Annotated in this window: 19 protein-coding genes; 14 read left to right on the top strand and 5 right to left on the bottom strand. The window is 74.1% G+C overall.

The window, feature by feature from the left end:
- Window positions 1-380 precede the first annotated feature (380 nt).
- From Ae717Ps2_RS25405 to Ae717Ps2_RS25380, 6 genes are all read left to right on the top strand, one after another.
- The gene (locus Ae717Ps2_RS25405; RefSeq protein ID WP_020627019.1) at window positions 381-821 is read left to right on the top strand and encodes a hypothetical protein; all 441 of its coding nucleotides are present in this window, start codon (window positions 381-383) and stop codon (window positions 819-821) included.
- A 62-nt stretch (window positions 822-883) separates the two neighbouring features.
- A complete protein-coding gene (locus tag Ae717Ps2_RS25400; RefSeq protein WP_075309643.1) occupies window positions 884-1,744 on the top strand; it encodes an ABC transporter substrate-binding protein in 861 nt (286 codons plus the stop codon).
- The gene (locus tag Ae717Ps2_RS25395; protein ID WP_020627017.1) at window positions 1,741-2,604 is read left to right on the top strand and encodes an amino acid ABC transporter permease; all 864 of its coding nucleotides are present in this window, start codon (window positions 1,741-1,743) and stop codon (window positions 2,602-2,604) included. Before Ae717Ps2_RS25400 ends, Ae717Ps2_RS25395 begins: the two co-directional genes overlap by 4 nt.
- Complete coding sequence (locus tag Ae717Ps2_RS25390) at window positions 2,601-3,350, top strand: amino acid ABC transporter ATP-binding protein (RefSeq protein ID WP_075309645.1); 750 nt, start codon at window positions 2,601-2,603, stop codon at window positions 3,348-3,350. The genes Ae717Ps2_RS25395 and Ae717Ps2_RS25390 overlap by 4 nt, the downstream gene beginning before the upstream one ends.
- A 58-nt stretch (window positions 3,351-3,408) precedes the next feature.
- Window positions 3,409-4,005, top strand: coding sequence for a superoxide dismutase (locus Ae717Ps2_RS25385; protein WP_075333972.1), 597 nt, complete (start codon window positions 3,409-3,411; stop codon window positions 4,003-4,005).
- On the top strand, window positions 4,002-4,544 hold the full coding sequence (locus tag Ae717Ps2_RS25380; protein ID WP_051050218.1) for a flavin reductase family protein: 543 nt from the start codon (window positions 4,002-4,004) through the stop codon (window positions 4,542-4,544). Before Ae717Ps2_RS25385 ends, Ae717Ps2_RS25380 begins: the two co-directional genes overlap by 4 nt.
- On the opposite strand, the gene Ae717Ps2_RS37465 is transcribed toward Ae717Ps2_RS25380, so the two are convergent.
- A complete protein-coding gene (locus tag Ae717Ps2_RS37465) occupies window positions 4,504-4,680 on the bottom strand; it encodes a hypothetical protein (protein WP_020624792.1) in 177 nt (58 codons plus the stop codon). The genes Ae717Ps2_RS25380 and Ae717Ps2_RS37465 overlap by 41 nt on opposite strands.
- 301 nt (window positions 4,681-4,981) lie before the next feature.
- Between Ae717Ps2_RS37465 and Ae717Ps2_RS25375 the strand changes: the two genes are divergently transcribed.
- The gene (locus Ae717Ps2_RS25375; RefSeq protein ID WP_020624791.1) at window positions 4,982-6,358 is read left to right on the top strand and encodes an ATP-dependent 6-phosphofructokinase; all 1,377 of its coding nucleotides are present in this window, start codon (window positions 4,982-4,984) and stop codon (window positions 6,356-6,358) included.
- Here Ae717Ps2_RS25375 and Ae717Ps2_RS25370 read toward each other — a convergent pair whose 3' ends face one another.
- Together Ae717Ps2_RS25370 and Ae717Ps2_RS25365 are read right to left on the bottom strand one after the other, a co-directional pair.
- On the bottom strand, window positions 6,359-7,186 hold the full coding sequence (locus tag Ae717Ps2_RS25370; protein WP_075333971.1) for a SirB1 family protein: 828 nt from the start codon (window positions 7,184-7,186) through the stop codon (window positions 6,359-6,361).
- A 19-nt stretch (window positions 7,187-7,205) separates the two neighbouring features.
- Entirely contained in the window at window positions 7,206-8,168 is a 963-nt protein-coding gene (locus tag Ae717Ps2_RS25365) for an ATP-binding protein (protein WP_075309651.1), read from the bottom strand.
- A 222-nt stretch (window positions 8,169-8,390) separates the two neighbouring features.
- Here Ae717Ps2_RS25365 and Ae717Ps2_RS25360 point away from each other — a divergent pair, with 222 nt between their 5' ends.
- Window positions 8,391-8,843: a MaoC family dehydratase gene (locus Ae717Ps2_RS25360; RefSeq protein ID WP_075309653.1), complete on the top strand. Its 453-nt coding sequence runs from the start codon at window positions 8,391-8,393 to the stop codon at window positions 8,841-8,843.
- Window positions 8,844-8,856: 13 nt separating this feature from the next.
- Window positions 8,857-10,065, top strand: a complete 1,209-nt coding sequence (locus Ae717Ps2_RS25355; RefSeq protein WP_075333970.1) for an acetyl-CoA C-acetyltransferase — start codon at window positions 8,857-8,859, stop codon at window positions 10,063-10,065.
- Window positions 10,066-10,108: 43 nt separating this feature from the next.
- On the opposite strand, the gene Ae717Ps2_RS25350 is transcribed toward Ae717Ps2_RS25355, so the two are convergent.
- On the bottom strand, window positions 10,109-10,597 hold the full coding sequence (locus Ae717Ps2_RS25350) for an inorganic diphosphatase (protein WP_020628413.1): 489 nt from the start codon (window positions 10,595-10,597) through the stop codon (window positions 10,109-10,111).
- A gap of 226 nt (window positions 10,598-10,823) precedes the next feature.
- Between Ae717Ps2_RS25350 and dacB the strand changes: the two genes are divergently transcribed.
- From dacB to hpt, 4 genes are read left to right on the top strand one after another with little or no spacing between them, the layout of a single operon-like run.
- The gene (dacB, locus tag Ae717Ps2_RS25345) at window positions 10,824-12,233 is read left to right on the top strand and encodes a D-alanyl-D-alanine carboxypeptidase/D-alanyl-D-alanine-endopeptidase (RefSeq protein WP_020628414.1); all 1,410 of its coding nucleotides are present in this window, start codon (window positions 10,824-10,826) and stop codon (window positions 12,231-12,233) included.
- A gap of 41 nt (window positions 12,234-12,274) precedes the next feature.
- Window positions 12,275-13,357 carry a zinc-dependent metalloprotease gene (locus Ae717Ps2_RS25340; protein ID WP_020628415.1) on the top strand — a complete coding sequence of 361 codons (1,083 nt, stop codon included), beginning with the start codon at window positions 12,275-12,277 and terminating at the stop codon, window positions 13,355-13,357.
- Window positions 13,336-14,466: a tRNA lysidine(34) synthetase TilS gene (gene tilS, locus Ae717Ps2_RS39335; protein WP_083695361.1), complete on the top strand. Its 1,131-nt coding sequence runs from the start codon at window positions 13,336-13,338 to the stop codon at window positions 14,464-14,466. Before Ae717Ps2_RS25340 ends, tilS begins: the two co-directional genes overlap by 22 nt.
- Window positions 14,467-14,524: 58 nt before the next feature.
- A complete protein-coding gene (gene hpt, locus Ae717Ps2_RS25330) occupies window positions 14,525-15,085 on the top strand; it encodes a hypoxanthine phosphoribosyltransferase (RefSeq protein WP_020623080.1) in 561 nt (186 codons plus the stop codon).
- A gap of 7 nt (window positions 15,086-15,092) precedes the next feature.
- On the opposite strand, the gene Ae717Ps2_RS25325 is transcribed toward hpt, so the two are convergent.
- Window positions 15,093-16,103 (bottom strand): hypothetical protein, encoded by a 1,011-nt coding sequence (locus Ae717Ps2_RS25325; RefSeq protein ID WP_083702494.1) that lies wholly within the window; start codon window positions 16,101-16,103, stop codon window positions 15,093-15,095.
- A 345-nt stretch (window positions 16,104-16,448) separates the two neighbouring features.
- On the opposite strand from Ae717Ps2_RS25325, the gene ftsH reads away from it, so the two are divergent.
- Window positions 16,449-18,968, top strand: a complete 2,520-nt coding sequence (gene ftsH, locus Ae717Ps2_RS25320; RefSeq protein WP_075333969.1) for an ATP-dependent zinc metalloprotease FtsH — start codon at window positions 16,449-16,451, stop codon at window positions 18,966-18,968.
- The last annotated feature ends 21 nt before the right edge of the window (window positions 18,969-18,989 follow it).

Raw genomic sequence — 18,989 nt, 5'->3', positions numbered from 1 at the left:
CCGGCCGGCCGGGCGCCCCGCCACACCGCGTCCCGCCACACCGCGTCCCGCCACACCGCGTCCCGCCACACCCCGCGACCACACCCGCCGAGATGCAGCTCAGCGGGAATTGTGGATCTTCAGTGCCCGCTGAGCTGCATCTCGGCACCGGTGATCCGAGCACGGACGATCCGTCGGCCTGCCGGCCGTTCGTCTCGGTGGAATCAGTCCGGGCTCGGACGATTCGGTGCAGTTGCCGAGCAGCCTCGGGTGCGGCGGGGGCCCACCGGGGCGAGGCGCACCACCGGGGAAGCTGAGGCCGGCCGTGCGGGGGCCGGATCACGCTAGGGTCGGCGACGGGGTCCGGTGGGCCCCGTCGGACGATCGAGGGGGAGACGGGCGTGGCGACCTGGGAGGACCTGAAGGCCTACGTCGTGGTCCGGTACGAGATCGTGCGCCAGGGTGCGGACGAGCTGCGCTTCCGGCTGCCGACGACCGAGGACCGGGACCAGCTCGTCGTCGTGAAGCGGGTGCGGGAGGGCGCGGGCCGGCCCGGCGTCGAGGTCACCGACGCGGCGGCCGCCGTCGCGGACCCGGACCAGGAGTGGGTGCAGATCGAGTCCCCGGTCGCCCGGCTCGGCGAGGTCGACCTCGGCCGTGCCCTGGAGCTGGCCGGGCCGTCGGTGGTCGGCGGGCTGGCCGCGGAGGAGGGCGTCGTGGTGTTCCGGCACTCCATCCCGCTCGGCCCGGCCGCGCTCGACGGGTTCGAGTTCCCGTTCCGCCAGGTCGTCCACCTCGCCGACGAGCTGGAGCACGCGCTCACCGGGCGCGACGACCACTGACGTCACCGTGTCGTGACCCGGTTCACGAAGACCGGGGCCGCCGCCCTGTGAAGGATGTGGGGATGACGCGCGCCCGGACGACGACGATCCTGCTCGCAGCGCTGCTCGCGGCCACGATCGCCGGGTGTGCGCCACAGCCCGACCCGGCCGCGACGGGTGGAGGCGCCGCGGCGGACTGCGCGCCCGGTGCCCTGCCGACCCTGGCGCAGGGCACCCTGACGATCGGCACCGACCAGCCGGTCTACCCACCGTGGTACCTCGACGACGACCCGACGTCCGGCCGCGGTTTCGAGTCCGCCGTGGCCTACGCCGTCGCCGATGATCTCGGGTACCCGCGCGACCGGGTCACCTGGGTGCGCGTCCCGTTCAACGCCGCCATCGCACCGGGCCCCAAGACCTACGACCTGAACCTCACCGAGTTCTCCATCACCGAGGAGCGCAGGCGGGCGGTCGACTTCTCCAGCCCGTACTACGACGTGCGGCAGGCCGTCGTCGCACTGAAGACCTCGCCGCTGGCCCGATCCACGACCGTCGCCCAGCTGAAGGGCGCCCGGCTCGGCGCCCAGATCGGTACGACGAGCCTGGAGCAGCTGAACGCCTCCGTCGCCCCGACCACCCCGGCCGCGGTCTACAACACCAACGACGACGGCAAGCTCGCGCTGTCCAACGGACAGATCGACGGGCTCGTCGTCGACCTGCCCACCGCGTTCCAGATCGTCGGCAGTGACCTGCCCGAGGCGACGATCGTCGGGCAGCTCCCCGCCGGGTGGACCCCCGAGCAGTTCGGTGCGGTGCTGGACAAGGACAGCCCGCTGACCGGGTGCGTCTCCGCCGCCGTCGACCGGCTCCGCGAACGGGGCACCCTCGCGGCGCTGGAGCAGCAGTGGATCCAGGCCGACGGGGCGGCTCCCGAGCTGCGATGAGCGCATCCGCCGCGGCCGCCGGGCCGCCGCCCCCGAGCCCGCTGGCCCGGGAACGCGCCGCGTACCGCCGTTCCCGGTCCCGCCGGTCCACGCTGATCGCACTGGCGTCGACCCTGGTCTTCGCGGGACTGCTCGTCGCCGCGGTGGCCGGATCACCCGGCTGGCCACGGGTCCGGGAGACCTTCCTGGACCCGCAGATCGCCTGGGAATCGCTGCCCACCGTGCTGTCCGGTCTGTGGCTGAACCTGCGGGTCCTGGTCGTCGCCGAGATCGGGGTGCTCGTCCTCGGCCTGCTGATCGCGGTGCTGCGGACCCTGCGCGGTCCGGTCTTCCTCCCGGTGCGGCTGCTCGCGACCGGCTACGTCGACCTGTTCCGCGGTGTCCCGCTGCTCGTGGCCCTCTACCTCATCGGGTTCGGGCTCCCGGCCCTGCGTCTGCAGGGGGTCCCCACCGACGCCGCCGTGCTCGGCACCCTCACGCTCGTGCTGGTCTACTCCGCCTACGTGGCGGAGGTGTTCCGCGCCGGCATCGAGTCGGTGCACCCCTCCCAGCGTGCCGCCGCCCGCTCGCTCGGGCTGACCCACCGGCAGTCGCTGCGTCTGGTGGTGCTCCCGCAGGCGGTGCGCAACGTGCTGCCGCCGCTGCTCAACGACTTCGTCGCGCTGCAGAAGGACGTGGGTCTGATCTCCGTGCTCGGTGCGGTGGACGCGATCCGGGCCGCCCAGATCGAGTCCGCCCGCACGTTCAACTTCACCCCCTACGTGGTCGCCGCGCTGCTGTTCGTGGCCCTCGCCGCCCCGACCGGGCGGATCGCCGACGCGTTCGCCCGCCGCGCCACCCGCGCCCGGAGCGGCTCGTGACCCCGGTGCTCGAGGTGTCGGGTCTGGTGAAGACCTACGGCGACCGCGTCGTGCTCCGCGGCATCGACCTGACCGTCGCCGAACACGAGGTGGTCACCCTGATCGGGGCCTCCGGCTCGGGCAAGTCCACCCTGCTGCGCTGCGTCGACCTGCTGGAGGACATCGACGACGGCCGCATCCTGCTCGACGGCACCGACGTGTCCGACCCCCGCGCCGACGACGCCGCGGCCCGCAGGCGGATGGGGGTGGTCTTCCAGTCCTACAACCTGTTCCCGCACATGACGGCGCTGCAGAACGTCGCGCTGGCCCCGCACGTCGTGCACGGCGTCGGGTCGGACGAGGCCGACGGGCGTGCCCGGGAGCTCCTGCAGCGGGTCGGGCTCGGCGACTTCGCGGACGCGTACCCGGACCGTCTCTCCGGCGGTCAGCAGCAGCGGGTCGCGATCGCGCGGGCGCTGGCGGTGCAGCCGCGGCTGCTGCTGCTCGACGAGATCACCTCCGCGCTCGACCCGGAGCTGGTCGGTGAGGTCCTGGAGATCGTGCGCGAGCTCGCCCGGGACGGGGTGACGATCCTGATGGCCACCCACGAGATGGGGTTCGCCCGCCAGGTCGCGGACCGGGTCTGCTTCCTCGACGAGGGCGTCGTCCTGGAGTCGGGCCCGCCGGAGCAGGTGCTCGGGGAACCGGTCGAGGAGCGCACCCGCCGGTTCCTCGCCCGCATCATCGCCGCGGGACGGCTCGGCTGACGGCTGCGGCCGCCGTCACACTTGACCTGAAGTGGGGTTCAGCTACCAGGCTCCTGGCATGGCCGACTACACGTTTCCGGACCTGCCCTACGACTACTCCGCGCTCGCCCCGCACATCGCGCCCGAGATCATGGAGCTGCACCACTCCAAGCACCACAACACCTACGTCCAGGGCCTCAACACCACCCTCGACAAGCTCGCCGAGGCCCGGGACCGCAACGACTTCGGCGCCATCGTCGGACTCGAGAAGACCCTCGCGTTCAACCTCGGCGGCCACGTCAACCACTCCGCCTTCTGGAACAACCTCTCCCCCGACGGCGGCGACAAGCCCACCGGCGACCTCGCCGCCGCCATCGACGAGGACTTCGGCTCCTTCGACGGATTCCAGGCCCACTTCACCGCCGCCACCACCATCCAGGGCTCCGGCTGGGCCATCCTCGGCTACGACCAGCTCGGCGACCGCCTGCTGATCCACCAGCTCTACGACCAGCAGTCCCAGCTCCCCGCCGGACAGACCCCGATCGTCCTGCTCGACATGTGGGAACACGCCTTCTACCTGCAGTACAAGAACGTGAAGCCCGACTACGTCAAGGCCTGGTGGAACGTCGTGAACTGGGCCGACGCCGCCCAGCGCTTCGCCCTGGCGCGGGCGTGACCGTCGCGGATCCGGCGGGGGGCCTGCGGACGGCGTTCCGCGGGCACCCCGCCGGGGTCGCGGTGCTCACCGCGACCGGGCCCGACGGGCCGGTCGGGATGACGGCCTCGTCGGTCGCCTCGGTCGGGGTGGACCCGCCGGCGGTGTCGTTCTCGACCGCCCGCGACTCACGGTTGGCCCGTGCGCTCGCCGGGGGCGGGACGGTCGTCGTACACCTGCTCGACGACGCCGACACCGGGCTCGCCGCGGCGTTCGCCGTCCCGGGCGCGCAGCGGTTCGGCTCCGGTGTCCGGTGGGTGACCCTGCCGACCGGGGAGCCGTGGCTGGTCGAGGTGGGCACCGCGCTGCGCTGCCGGGTCCTGTCGGTCACCGAGGTCGGCGCGTCGTTGCTGGTCGCGGCCGAGGTCGTCGAGCTGCTCGGGCTGCGCCGCCGCGGCCGTCCGCTGGTGTGGGTCGGCCGGTCCTACCGCGCCGTCCCCGTCGGGGACTCCGACGCCGTCACAGCGGCTGCGGATGCACGTCCAGCGCCTGGTCGATGACCGTGCGCAGGCGGTTGAGCAGCTCGTCGGCCTCGCTCCAGGTGACCGCGCCGGTCGCGACGCCGTGACGCAGCTCCTCGGCGATGGTGCGGGCGAATCCGGTGGACCAGGTGTGACGGGGGTCGTTGCTCCGCATGGACGAATTTTGCCCTATGCGACCTGCGGTGTTCACCCCGGGTGCTCGAACCGTTCACAGCGCGTGTGCGATCGGGTGGGCGAAACCGGTGACCTCTGACGATGCTCGACGCAACGATGTGGGCGGTCCGCGCACCGGCCGATGACCCTGCGGCGACGACGGTGGTCCGATCGGCCGGATCCGGCGCACCCGCGGGTGGTCCCGCCGCGGAGTCCCCGGAGGGTCGGATCGACGAGCGGGCCGGTGTGCGTCACGATGATCGCCCGGCCCCCGGGCGAATCGATCCAGACGGAGCGTGCGCGTGACCACCTCGGAGTACAGCAGCATCACCCCCGGGGACCTGGCCATCGACACGCTCGGTCCGGCCCGCATCACCTCACCTCTGGCGCCGCTGCTCGACGCCCGCCGCACCACCGAGCACTACGTCGACGCCGGCGACCGGGTCCTGCTCGACGACACCGCCGCCGGGATCCGCGCCCGGGGCGTCGAACCGGAGGAGCTGCCGGGGCTGGAGCCGTGCGGGCCCCGCCGGCAGATCTACTTCGACCCGTCGAAGACCCGGGCCGGGATCGTCACCTGCGGTGGCCTGTGCCCGGGCCTGAACGACGTCATCTCCGGCCTGGTCCGCACCCTCACCTACCACTACGGCGTGCGCCGGGTGGTCGGGTTCCGCAACGGCTACCGCGGCTTCGTCTCCTCCTACGGCCACGACGTCGTCGAGCTCTCCCCGGAGTCGGTGCGCGACATCCCGGTCGACGGCGGCACCTTCCTCGGCACCTCGCGCGGTCCGCAGGACCCCGAGGAGATCGTCGACTGCCTCGAGCAGATGCACCTCAACGTGCTGTTCGTGATCGGCGGCGACGGCACCATGCGCGGTGCGATGGAGATCGCGCGCGTGGTGGGGGAGCGGGGACTGCGGATCGCCGTCGTCGGGATCCCGAAGACGATCGACAACGACATCCCGTTCATCGACCAGTCCTTCGGTTTCCAGACGGCGTTCTCCCAGGCCAGCGAGGCCATCCGGTCGGTCACCGTGGAGGCCAAGTCCACCCCCGGCGGGGTCGGGCTGGTCAAGCTCATGGGCCGCCACTCCGGCTTCATCGCCTGCTATGCATCGCTCGTGCGCTCCGACGCCGACGCCGTCCTGATCCCCGAGGTGCCCTTCGAGCTGGACGGCGAGACCGGCCTGCTCCACCACCTGCGACGACGGGTGTCCCAGCGCGGGCACGCGGTCGTCGTCGTCGCGGAGGGGGCGGGGCAGGAGATGCTGCCGCCGGTGGGGCGCACCGACGCCTCCGGCAACGCCAAGCTCTCCGACGTCGGCCCGTGGCTCAAGGAGCGCATCGCCGACTCCTTCGCCGAGGCCGGGATGGAGACCACCGTCCGCTACGTCGACCCCAGCTACATCATCCGCAGCGTCCCCGCGAACCCCTACGACAGCGTCTACACCGTCCGGCTGTCCCAGGCCGCGGTGCACGCGGCCATGTCCGGGCGCACCGCGATGGTCGTCGGACGGGTGCGACGCCGGTTCGTGCACATCCCGATGAGCCTGGCCGTCAGCCGTCGCAACCAGGTCGACCCGCACGGCGACCTGTGGATGGCCGTGCTGGAGTCGACCGGGCAGCCGTGGCGCTTCGGCGAGGACTCCGGCGCGCCGACCCGGGCCCCGCACACCTGATCAGTTCAGGTGGGCCCGGTGCCGCATCGCCTCGGTGCGCACCTCGTCCAGCACCTCGGCGCCCGAGCGCGACCCGCGCCCCGGACCGTCCACCCAGGACTCCATCAGTCGGGCCGCCTCGTCCCACCTGGCCTGCGCGGCGAGCACCTCGCCGAGCTCGCGGATGAGCTCCGGGCCCTGGTGCCGCAGGCCCAGCCGCATCCGGAGCACCCACTCCAGGCCGTCGTGGTCACGGGCGCGGCCGTAGGTCGCCCGCAGGTTCTCCAGCATCCGGGCGAGGATCTGGCGGGTCGAGCTGCGCGGCAGCATGCCGGCGTCGAAGGGCACCTCCGGGCCGGCGCCCGTCGTCGCGCGGAAGAGCTCCTCGCAGCCCGCCGGGTCGAGGCGTCTGCCGCCGTCGAAGGTGTCGACGAGGCGCTGGGTGCCGGGGACCCGCACGAGGAAGTGCCCGGGCATGCCGACGCCCTCCAGCGGCACCCCGGCCCGGCGGCCGACCTCGATCGCGACGACCGACAGCGTGATCGGGATGCCGGTGCGGCGTTCGAGGACGTCGGGCAGGAAGGAGTTGCGCGGGTCGGCGTAGTCGGTGGAGTTGCCGCGGAACCCGGCCTCGGTGAACAGCCGGTGCAGCAGCGACTCGAACCCGGTCACGCCGTCGGCGAGCTCGTCGAGCGTCGCGCGGGCCCGGGCGGTGGACAGCGCCGCGACCTCCGGGTCCGGGGCGCCGCCGGCGGCGATCGCCAGTGCGGCCTCGTCGAGCGGCGGTTCCGGCCCGGTCACCATCCGCAGGAAGCGGGTCACCGGGTCGGCGCGGTCGTGCCGGGTCACCCCGGGACCGTACCGGGATTCACGGGGGCGACATCGTGACGCGCACGACCGTGCCCGTCACCTGACCGGGATCGTCCTCCGCGGTCCACACCTGCAGCACGTCCGACAGCTCCGAGGCCAGCCACATCCCGCGGCCACGCTCCCCGGAGACCGGCGGCGCGGCCAGCCCGGGGAACGCGAGCCGGCACGTCGCGGCGTCGCTCATCTCCGAGACCAGCCCCGCCTCGGTGCGCCACATCCGCAGGACCGGGTGGCCCGACCCGTGCTCGACGCCGTTGCTGATCAGCTCGTTGACCGCCAGCACGAGGTCGGAGACACGGGTGGGCCCCAGCCCGGACAGCTCGGCCTGCCGCTCGACGATGCGCCGCATCGACCCGAGGTCGTCCAGGGTCACCGGGAGCGTCATGATCGGCGGCCCCAGCTCGTCCGGCGGGCGCTGCGGGTTCTCCGCCAGCAGCTCGTGGTCGTCGCGCCGGCAGTCGCTCGGGACCGGGACGCCGTCGACGAGGAACTCGTCGTGCAGGGCCCCGGCGCGCGCCCGGTCGGCCTCGGCGTCGGGGAAGCAGCACAGCAGCTCGACGGGCAGCGCGCGCAGGGCGTGAGAGAGGGCGAGATCGAGGCGGGTCCAGTAGGCGGGGTCCGCATGGGGCAGCTCGACCGGCTGGCCGACCGTGCAGACCCCGGACGCGCCGTCGGCCAGTGCCTCGCGCACCGCGCGGCTCCAGCGCCCCGCGACCGTGAACGGCGGGGCCGAGTGCATCCGGTCCGGCGAGCGGAACTCCACCCCGGCGTCGTGGCCGAGGGAGTGGCGCAGCACCGCCGCGCACCGCGGGTCGACGATCACCAGCGCACGGCGGCCGGTCTCCAGCGCCTCGGTCACCGGCCCGGCGATCGCGACGGCCTGGTGCTCGGGGTCCCGGTAGGGCACGGCCCGGTGGACGAGACCGTCCGGGCCGGGAGGCGGGGCGGTGGTGCTGGTCATCGGCGGTGGCGGGCGGTCGGGGTCATGGGGGTCGGCCTTCCACGTCGAAGCGGTGCCCGTCTGCTCCAGGCGGCTCCTGACGAGGTGACCATAACCAAGCTGCACGCCTCGTGTGGTCCGGGGCATGTGTGTTCGACGACGTGGCGCACCCCGGACGGCCCCCGGTGCGGTAGGGAGAGCGGGAGACAGATCACCGACCACGCACCACGAACGGAGTGACAGATGCGCGTCTTCGACGGAGTGGACGAGCTGCGGGCGGCCAAGGGGACCGAGATCGGGACCTCGCCCTGGCTGACCGTCACGCAGGAGCGGATCGACGGCTTCGCCGACGCCACGGACGACCACCAGTGGATCCACGTCGACGCCGAGCGGGCCGCGTCCGGCCCGTTCGGGACCACGATCGCCCACGGCTTCCTGTCCCTGTCGCTGCTGCCCAAGCTGGTCCAGTCCGTCTACAAGGTGGACGGGGTCAAGATGGGCGTGAACTACGGCCTGAACAAGGTCCGGTTCACCAGCCCGCTGCCGGTGGGCAGCCGGATCCGCGCCAGGGTCGAGCTGACCGACGTCAGCGACGTTCCCGGCGGTGTCCAGCTCACCATCGGCGTGACCGTCGAGGTCGAGGGATCCGAGAAGCCCGCCCTGGTCGCCGAGTGGCTGACCCGGCAGTTCGTCTAGGAGGAGAGACCCCATGCGTGATGCGGTGATCTGTGAACCGCTGCGGACCCCGGTCGGCGGGTTCGGGGGGGCGCTGCGCGACGTCCCGGCGCACACCCTGGCCGCGACGGTGATCCGCGCGGTGATGGACCGGACCGGGCTGGACCCCGACCTGGTCGAGGACGTCGTGCTGGGCCACTGCTACCCGACGATGGACGCCCCGGCGATCGGTCGGGTCGCCGCGCTCGACGCGGGCCTGCCGGTGACCGCGGGCGGCATCCAGATCGACCGTCGCTGCGGCTCGGGTCTGCAGGCGGTGCTCTACGCGGCCGCCCAGGTGCGGACCGGCGCGGCGGAGGTCGTGCTGGCCGGCGGTGCCGAGTCGATGTCGGGCGCGTCGTTCTACTCCACCGGGATGCGGTGGGGGGTCAAGGGCGGCGGGGTCATGCTGAACGACTCGCTGGCCCGCGGCCGCGTCACCGCGGGCGGGAAGAACTTCCCGGTGCCGGGCGGGATGCTGGAGACCGCGGAGAACCTGCGCCGTGAGTACGCGATCCCGCGCGCCGAGCAGGACGAGTACGCCGTCCGCTCGCACCGGCGGGCTGCCGCGGCCCAGGAGTCCGGGGTGTTCGGCGAGGAGATCGTCCCGGTGACCGTGCCGGGCCGCAAGGGCGACACCGTCGTCGAGCGCGACGAGCACGTCCGCCCCGACTCGACGGTCGAGAAGCTGGCGACGCTGCGCCCGATCCTGGGCAAGGACGACCCGGACGCCACGGTGACCGCGGGCAACGCCTCGGGCCAGAACGACGGCGCCGCGATCTGCGTGGTGACCAGCCCGGAGAAGGCCGCCGAGCTGGGGCTGCGCCCGCTGGCGAGGGTCGTGTCCTGGGGCCTGGGCGGGGTCCCGCCCAAGACGATGGGCATCGGCCCGGTCCCGGCGACGGCCAAGGCCCTGGACGAGGCCGGGCTGACCCTGGCCGACATCGACCTGATCGAGCTGAACGAGGCGTTCGCGGCGCAGGTGCTCGCCTGCACGCGGGAGTGGAAGTTCACCGACGCCGACTTCGAGCGCACCAACGTGCACGGCTCGGGGATCTCGATGGGCCACCCGGTCGGCGCGACCGGCGGCCGCATCCTGGCGACCCTCACCCGCGAGATGCAGCGCCGCGACGCCCGCTACGGGCTGGAGACGATGTGCATCGGCGGTGGCCAGGGCCTCGCCGCGGTGTTCGAGAAGGTGTGACCCGGTGCCCGGGGCGGCCGGTGACGGCCGCCCCGGCGACCGATCAGTGCCCGGCGCTCTTCGCGCGCTCGTAGGACGCCTTGATCTCGCGCTCGGCGTCGGCCCGGCCGACCCAGGACGCGCCCTCGACGCTCTTGCCCGGCTCCAGGGTCTTGTAGATCTCGAAGAAGTGCTGGATCTCCGCCCGGTCGAACTCGGCCAGGTGGTGGATGTCGCGCAGGTGCTCCTGACGGGGGTCGTCCGAGGGGACGCAGAGGACCTTGTCGTCGCCGCCCTTCTCGTCCTTCATCCGGAACATGCCGATCGCGCGGGAGCGGATGACGCACCCCGGGAAGGTCGGCTCCTGGACCAGGACCAGGGCGTCCAGCGGATCCCCGTCCTCGCCCAGGGTGTCGTCGATGAACCCGTAGTCGGCGGGGTACTGGGTGGCGGTGAACAGGGTGCGGTCGAGCCGGATGCGTCCGGTCTCGTGATCGACCTCGTACTTGTTCCGGCCGCCCTTGGGGATTTCGATGGTGACGTCGAAGTCCACGGTTCGTTGCTCCTTGAAGAGGGTCAGCGGTCTTGTGTCACGGCTCCACCGGATCCGGGGCGGGGCCGCTGGCCCGCCCGCTCCGGCGGTGTCGGTGCTGCCCCCTAGTGTGAGGGACCGGGTGGGCACGGGTGCACGCCGGTGAGGGCGGAGCGGGCCGATGTGGCCCGCGTCGCACCCCCGTGCGGGCAGGTCGGCCGCCGGACGAGCAGGTACAGGAGGGTCCGTGGGACGCAGGCATCGCCGGCCGGAGCGCAGCTACCGGCGGTTCGCCGTGGTCGCCGTCGCGGTGATGGCACTGGCCTCGCTGTTCGGTGCCGTCGCACTCGCTGGGCCGGACGCCCGCAGCTCGTTCGGGCTCGGCACCGCCGCGGCCCAGTACCCGCCGGTCCCGATGCCCGCCCTGCGCCCGCTCACGCCGACGGCGCCGGTGCCGAGCGCCGCCGGGATCACCCAGGCCCTGTCCTCCCAGCTCGACGCGCCCGAGCTCGGCGAGGTCACCGGGGTCGTCATGGACTCCGCGGCCCCGCGCGGGGTGAAGCCGATCTGGGAGCGCGACGGCAACCGCGGGATGGTCCCCGGCTCGACGACGAAGCTGCTCACCGCCGCGGCCGCGCTGCTGTCGCTGAACCCGACCGACCGGCTCGCGACCCGGGTCGTGCCCGGCCCGACCCCGGACTCGGTGGTCCTCGTCGGGTCCGGCGACCCGTCGCTGACCGCGCTGCCCGACGGCCAGGACGGGCTCTACCCGGAGCCCGCACGGATCGCCGACCTCGCCGAGCAGGTGAAGAAGGCCGTCGGCCGGCCGATCACCACGGTCTACACCGACGCGAGCCTCTGGAAGGGCCCGGCCGAGTCCCCGGGCTGGGGGCCCACCGACGTCGCGGACGGCTACGTCCCCCCGATGTCGGCGCTGATGCTCGACGGCGGCCGCACCGACCCGCTGCAGCAGGACGGCCCGCGCAGCACCGACCCCGCCGCGGCCGCCGGGAGGGCGCTGGCCCGCGCGCTCGGCGCCTCCGACGTCCGCGAGGGCGTCGCCGCGGCGAACGCGCCGGTGCTCGGCAGCGTGTCCTCCCCGCCGGTCGCGAGCCTCATCGAGTACATGCTCACCGCCTCGGACAACGTCACCGCCGAGGCGATGGCCCGCCAGGTCGCGGTGTCGAAGGACGCCGAGGCGTCCTTCGACGGCGCCTCGAAGGCCGTCACCGAGGCCCTGGTCCAGGCCGGCTACGACGTGTCCGGGCTCCGGCTCGCCGACGGCAGCGGCCTGTCCCGGGACAACCTGATCCCGGCCCGGCTGCTCGGCGCGGTGCTGGCCTCGGCCGCGGCCCAGTCCGACAGCCCCACCGACGTGCAGTTCCTGCGCCCGATCCTCACCGGGCTCCCCGTCGCCGGCGGTGGCGGCACGCTCGCCGACCGGTTCGGCGACCCGCGGTCGGTCGCCGGGCGCGGCGTCGTGCGAGCGAAGACCGGCACGCTGTCCGGCGCCTCCAGCCTCGCCGGGGTCGTCACCGACGTCGACGGCAGGCTGCTGGTGTTCGCGCTGCTGTCCAACGGCACCTCGCCGGCCGACGCCCGGCCCGCGCTGGACCGCATCGCGGCGACGCTGTCGCGCTGCGGCTGCCGCGGCTGACCCGGTCTCGCGCACCCGTCGTCGCGGGTAGCGTGGGCCGCATGGAGACCGACACGACCGGCCCGGTCACCGGCCGCAGCCCCGCCCGTCCCGGCGCCGGGCTGCCGGTGAACTGGTCCCTGGCCGCGTCGACGGCGGCCTCGCTGATGCCCGCCGGGCCCCGCACCACCCCCGCGGTGGCGGGTGCGCTGGTGGAGCGCCTGCGCGCCGACTCAGCCCGCGCCGAGGGGCACGTCCGCGAGGTCACCGGCCTCGGGGCGGACCTGCCGCTGCTGCCCGCCGACGTGCTGGACCGGCCCGCCTGGGCACGTGCCGCCGTCGGGGGGATGGAGGCGCTGACCTCCGGCGCCCGGCTGCCCGACTCACCGTGGCCGCTGCGCACGGTCACCGCCGCTGGCTCCGGGGTCCAGCTCGGCGCGCTGCTCGCCTACATGGGCGCCCGCGTGCTCGGCCAGTACGACCCGTTCGGCGGGCCCGGCGGGGCGGGCCGGCTCGTCGTCGTCGCCCCGAACGTCTACGCCGCCTCCCGCTCGCTCGACGTCGACGGCGACCAGTTCGGCCTCTGGGTCTGCCTGCACGAGGCCACCCACCGGCTCCAGTTCACCGCGGTGCCCTGGCTGCGCGACCACTTCGCCGGGCTGGTCACCGAGCTGCTGTCGCTGCAGGAGCCCGACACCGCGCGGCTCGCCCGGCTGCCCGACGCGATCCGCGCGCTGCGCGGCGAGGACGGCCGCAAGGCCGACGTGCTCGCCCTGGTCGAGCTGCTGCAGGGCCCCGAGCAGCGGGCCGTGCTCGACCGGCTGCTGGCCCTGTCGACGCTGCTGGAGGGACACGCGGACCACGTCATGGACGCCGTCGGGCCGGACGTGGTCCCCGACGTCGCGCTCATCCGGCGCCGGTTCACCGAGCGCCGCCGCGGCGGCGGGCTGATCGACCGGATCCTGCGCGCGCTGCTCGGGGTCGAGGCGAAGATGCGCCAGTACGCCGTCGGCGCCGCGTTCTGCCGGGCCGTCGAGCGCGAGGCCGGGATGGCCGGGATCAACCGGGCCTGGGAGTCGCCGGAGACGCTCCCGACCCGCGCCGAGCTGGACGACCCGCCCGCGTGGCTGCGCCGCGTAGCCTGACGGATCATGAGTCCGCCGCGGCGGCCCGGGTCCGGCGGGCGGTGCGGGCGGCACTGACCCGGCTGCCCGCCGCTGTGGCCGCCGCCCCGCCGCTGGTCGGCTGCTCCGGCGGTGCCGACTCCACCGCGTTGCTGCTCGCGGTCCGGGAGGTCGTCGCGGGGCCGGTGCACGCCGTCGTCGTCGACCACGGGCTGCAGGACGGGTCCGCCGGGCGGTCGGCCGCGCTCGCGGCGTGGCTGCGCGGGCTCGGCGTGACGGCGTCGGTGTGCCCGGTCGTCGTCGGTGACGAGGGCGGCCCCGAGGGTGCGGCCCGGACCGCCCGGTACGCGGCGCTGCGGGCCGCGCGGCCGTCGCCGTCGTCCCCGGTGCTGCTCGGACACACCCTCGACGACCAGGCCGAGACCGTGCTGCTGGGCCTCGGCCGGGGCTCCGGGGCCCGGTCGCTGTCCGGGATGCGCGAGTGGTCCGAGCCGTGGCTGCGCCCGCTGCTCGGGGTGCGCCGGGCCGACACGGTCGCGGCCTGTGCGGCCGCGGGCGTCGAGGTGTGGGCCGACCCGCACAACGCCGACCCCCGCTTCGCCCGCTCCCGGCTGCGGCACGAGGTGCTGCCGCTGCTGGAGGACGTGCTGGGCGGCGGGGTCGCGGCTGCGCTGGCGCGCACCGCGGACCAGCTCCACGACGACGACGCCGCCCTCTCCGCCGCCGCTGCCCGGTTGCTGTCCGCGGCCCGCGTGGCCACGGACGGTGAGCGGGCCGCGCGGGCGGGGGAGCCGGGGCCGGGTGATTCCGGTGACAACGGCCCACCGCCGGGTGCCGCCGTGACGGAGCCGGCCGGGCCCGGGGCGGGGGCCGGTGAGGCCGTCGGCACCCCCCTCGACGCCGGGGTCCTGGCCGGTGCCGAGCCCGCCGTACGACGCCGGGTCCTGCGGGAATGGCTCGCCGGAGCCGGCGCGCGGGCACTCACCGACGCGCAGCTGCGGGCCGCCGACGACCTCGTCGGGGCGTGGCGCGGACAGGGCGGGCCGGCGCTGGGCGGCGGCTTGGTGCTGACCCGCGCCCGTGGCAGGCTCGTGCTGCGCCGCCACAGTCGGCCGCGTGACCGGGCGTGACCGCGGACCCGGTGGAGGCGTCGACCGGACCGACACACGGTCCGTGCGAGGGGGTCGGGTGTACGACGGGGACATCTCCTCGGTGCTGGTCACCGAGGAGCAGGTGCGCGAGAAGACCGCGGAGCTGGCGCAGCAGATCGCCGGTGACTACGCCGACCTCGTGCGTGACGGCCGCGAGTCCGACCTCGTGCTGATCGGCGTCCTCAAGGGCGCCGTCATGTTCATGACCGACTTCGCCCGCGCGCTGCCCATCCCGGCCCAGCTGGAGTTCATGGCGGTCAGCTCCTACGGCTCGTCGACGTCGTCGTCGGGCGTCGTGCGGATCCTCAAGGACCTCGACCGCGACATCGCCGGGCGGCACGTGCTGATCGTCGAGGACATCATCGACTCGGGGCTGACCCTGAACTGGCTGCTGGGCAACCTGCAGACCCGCTCGCCCGCGTCGCTGGAGGTCGTGACGCTGCTGCGCAAGCCGGACGCGGTGAAGGTCGACGTCCCGGTCCGCTACGTCGGCTTCGACATCCCGAACGAGTTCGTCGTCGGCTACGGCCTCGACTACGCCGAGCGCTACCGCGACCTGCCCTACATCGGCACGCTCGACCCGTCGGTCTACGCCTGAGGGCGGCTCAGCCGAGCCCGGGCCCGGCGGGGGTGGCCAGCGCCCGCGGGTCCACCCCGGGCGGGGTGGCGGTGAACGCGTGCCCGCCGGCGAGCGCGAGACCGGCCGGGCCGTCGGTGCGGGCGGCGTAGTCCAGCGCCTTCGCCAGGTCGGTGTACTCGATGCTGGGCAGGTCGTCGGTGGTGGTGAGGCTGGACAGCACGCCGATCGCGCGGCCCTGCGCGTCGAGCAGCGGGCTGCCCGACTCCCCGGCCACACCGTCCTGCACGGCGAAGATCGCGTGCCCCCAGCCGCCGCCGACCTCGGCGGCGGCCGCACCGGCGCGCACCCCGACCGTGCGGACGCCGTCGGCGTCGGGCGGGTTGGTGAGGCCGAAGACCGGGGTTCCTGCGGGCAGCGGCGCGGTGCGGACCGCGCCGGGGCCGCCGAAGAACGGCACCGCGGCACCCACCGAGGGGCCGGCGCCCGCGGGCAGCTCGACGAGCGCGAGGTCGTTGTAGGCGCAGACGTCGGGGTTGCGCTCGCCCCGGGCCTGCATGGTGTTCCACGAGCTCCAGGCCAGCGTCCCGGTGACGGTCCCGCCGCGGCCGTGCACCAGCACCGGGGTGCCCAGCGGCACCGCGTCGGAGGTGCAGCCGTCGGTCTCGGTCTCGTCGCCGGTGCCGCCGCAGTGCGCGGCCTGGCCGAGGAAGGTGCGCTCGCCCGCGGTGAACACGAACCCGGCCGTGCACAGGCCCGCGCCGGTGGTCTCGGTGACGGTGCCCGGCCCGATCGACCCCGGCCCCGCGACGACGGCCGGGCGCGACGCGAGCGGGCCGGCGTCGGCCCGGGCGGTGGTCGCCGGCGGCGCGGTGACCACCGGCGGCGCCGGTGCGGCGGCCGCGGGCGGCGCGGTCACGGGCACGGCGACGGCCGCCCCGGCCGGCGCGGTGAAGACCGCCAGTGCCGCCGCGGCGGCGAGTCCGGTGGCGAGCAGCGACACCGTCCGCCGAGGTCCGGCCACCGTGTCGAGCGCCATCCGATCGTCCCTCCCGGCCCGCAGATCGTCGCCGCTGGTCCGGACGGAGCAGGGCGCCGCTGCCCTCCGCCGCCGTCCGGGTACCGAGCGTGCTGCACAGTTGTCCCACACGACGGTGCCGACGTGTGCGCCGGGACACCCCTGTGGGGGAACCGGGCAGCTCGCCGGTTCGTTCACCGGACGTCCGCCCGCACACCGGGCGGTCCGGCCAGGTCCGTCCGGAGCACTCCACCCACCGTGGGGCTATCCTGACGGGTCAGGGCCCTCCGGCGGGGCGGTACACCGTCCGCCGCCGCTGCCGAGAACCACTCCCGGGAAGGTGAAGGCCACCCAGGCCGACGTTGCATGGACCGCAAGCGCCTGCTCCGCAACCCGCTGATCTGGATCCTCGTCGCGCTCCTGATCTATCTCGGGTTCAGCCAGCTGTTCGACGACACCCGTGGATACACCGAGGTCACGACGTCGGTCGCGCTCTCCCAGGTGCAGTCGGGCAATGTCAAGGACGCCCTCGTCGAGGACCGTGAGCAACAGCTCCGCCTGACGCTGGACCGCCCGATCGAGGTCAACGGCAACGAGACCACCCAGATCCTCACCCAGTACCCGGCGCAGATCTCCGGCCAGATCTTCGACCAGATCCGCCAGGTCCCGGGGATCGCCGAGTACGACACCGTCGTGCGCCAGGACTCCTTCCTGTCCACGCTGCTGATCACGATGATCCCGCTGGCGCTGGTGCTGATCCTGCTGTTCTGGTTCCTGAACAACGCCCAGGGCGGCGGGAACCGGGTCATGAGCTTCGGCAAGTCCAAGGCCAAGCAGCTGAACAAGGACATGCCGAAGAACACGTTCGCGGACGTGGCGGGCGCTGACGAGGCGGTCGAGGAGCTCTACGAGATCAAGGACTTCCTGCAGAACCCGGGCCGCTACCAGGCCCTGGGCGCGAAGATCCCCAAGGGCGTCCTGCTCTACGGCCCGCCCGGCACCGGCAAGACGCTGCTGGCCCGTGCGGTCGCCGGCGAGGCGGGCGTGCCGTTCTACACGATCTCGGGCTCCGACTTCGTCGAGATGTTCGTCGGCGTCGGTGCCTCCCGCGTGCGTGACCTGTTCGAGCAGGCCAAGCAGAACGCGCCCTGCATCATCTTCGTCGACGAGATCGACGCGGTCGGCCGCCAGCGCGGCGCCGGTCTCGGCGGCGGTCACGACGAGCGCGAGCAGACCCTGAACCAGCTGCTCGTCGAGATGGACGGCTTCGACGCCCGCGGCGGGATCATCCTGATCGCCGCGACGAACCGGCCCGACATCCTGGACCCGGCGCTGCTGCGTCCCGGCCGGTTCGACCGGCAGATCCCGGTCGGTGCCCCCGACCTGGCGGGCCGTCGCGCGATCCTGGCCGTGCACTCCAAGGGCAAGCCCTTCGCCGACGACGTCGACCTCGAGTCGCTGGCCAAGCGCACCGTGGGCATGTCCGGCGCCGACCTGGCCAACGTGATCAACGAGGCCGCGCTGCTGACCGCCCGCGAGCACGGGACGCTGATCAACGGCGCCGCGCTGGAGGAGTCGGTCGACCGGGTCGTCGGCGGCCCCCGGCGCAAGTCGAAGATCGTCTCCGAGCGCGAGAAGAAGATCACCGCCTACCACGAGGGCGGGCACGCGCTGGCCGCGTGGGCCATGCCGGACCTGGAGCCGGTCTACAAGCTCACGATCCTGCCGCGCGGTCGCACCGGTGGGCACGCGCTCGTCGTCCCCGAGGACGACAAGGGCCTCATGACCCGCGCCGAGATGATCGCGCGGCTGGTGTTCGCGATGGGCGGCCGCTCGGCCGAGGAGCTCGTCTTCCACGAGCCCACGACCGGTGCGTCCTCCGACATCGACCAGGCCACCAAGATCGCCCGCGCGATGGTGACCGAGTACGGCATGAGCGCCAAGCTCGGCGCCGTCCGCTACGGCCGTGAGCAGGGCGACCCGTTCCTCGGCCGCTCGATGGGCAACCAGGCCGACTACTCGCTCGAGGTCGCCCACGAGATCGACGAGGAGGTGCGCAAGCTCATCGAGGCCGCGCACACCGAGGCGTGGGAGATCCTCAACACCTACCGCGACGTGCTCGACGACCTGGTGCTGGAGCTCCTGGACAAGGAGACCCTGAACCGCAAGGACCTCGAGCGGATCTTCGGGTCGGTGGAGAAGCGGCCGCGGATCACCGCGTTCGACGACTTCGGCGTGCGCACGCCGTCGGAGAAGCCGCCGATCAAGACCCGGCGCGAGCTGGCGTACGAGCGCGGCGAGGTGCTGCCTCCCGAGGAGGAGGAGCGCACCCCGGCCGAGGTCGGCTCGGGCTCCGCGAACGGCTACGGCGACGCGCCCGGCACCCCCGGTGCCTCCCCGTTCCCGGCCGGCGGCCCGGTCCCGAGCCGCCCGGACGCCCCGAACGACGGCGGGTACGGATCCGGGAACGGTGCCGGCAACGGGAACGGCAACGGCTACGGCGCGCCCGGCAACGGGCACGGCGCCCCGGCACACGGCTACGGCCGGGCCGGTTCCTACGGCGGCCCGGGGCAGCCCCCGCCGCCCGCCGTCGCCCCGAACTACGGTGCCCCGCCGGACTGGCGGCCCGCGACGACCCCGCAGGGGCAGAGCTGGCCGCCGCCGAACTGGGCGCAGCCGCCGCAGCAGGGCGGCCCGCAGGGGCCGGCCCAGGGCGGTCCGTGGTCCGGGCCGGGCAACGGCGGCAACGGCAGTGGCAACAGCAGTGGTAACAGCACTGGTAACGGCACTGGCAACGGTGCGCACGGCAACGGCGCGCCGGGTGGTGCGGACGACTCCGGCGCCGGCGAGCAGCGGCGCGGACACGACCCGGAGGCAGGACACTGAGCACGTCGACGACGGACGGAC

It is taken from the genome of Pseudonocardia sp. Ae717_Ps2 (assembly GCF_001932475.1).
GTDB lineage: Bacteria > Actinomycetota > Actinomycetes > Mycobacteriales > Pseudonocardiaceae > Pseudonocardia.
Note: the sequence above shows the minus strand (reverse complement) of the source record. Positions and strands in the feature narration are given on the sequence as shown.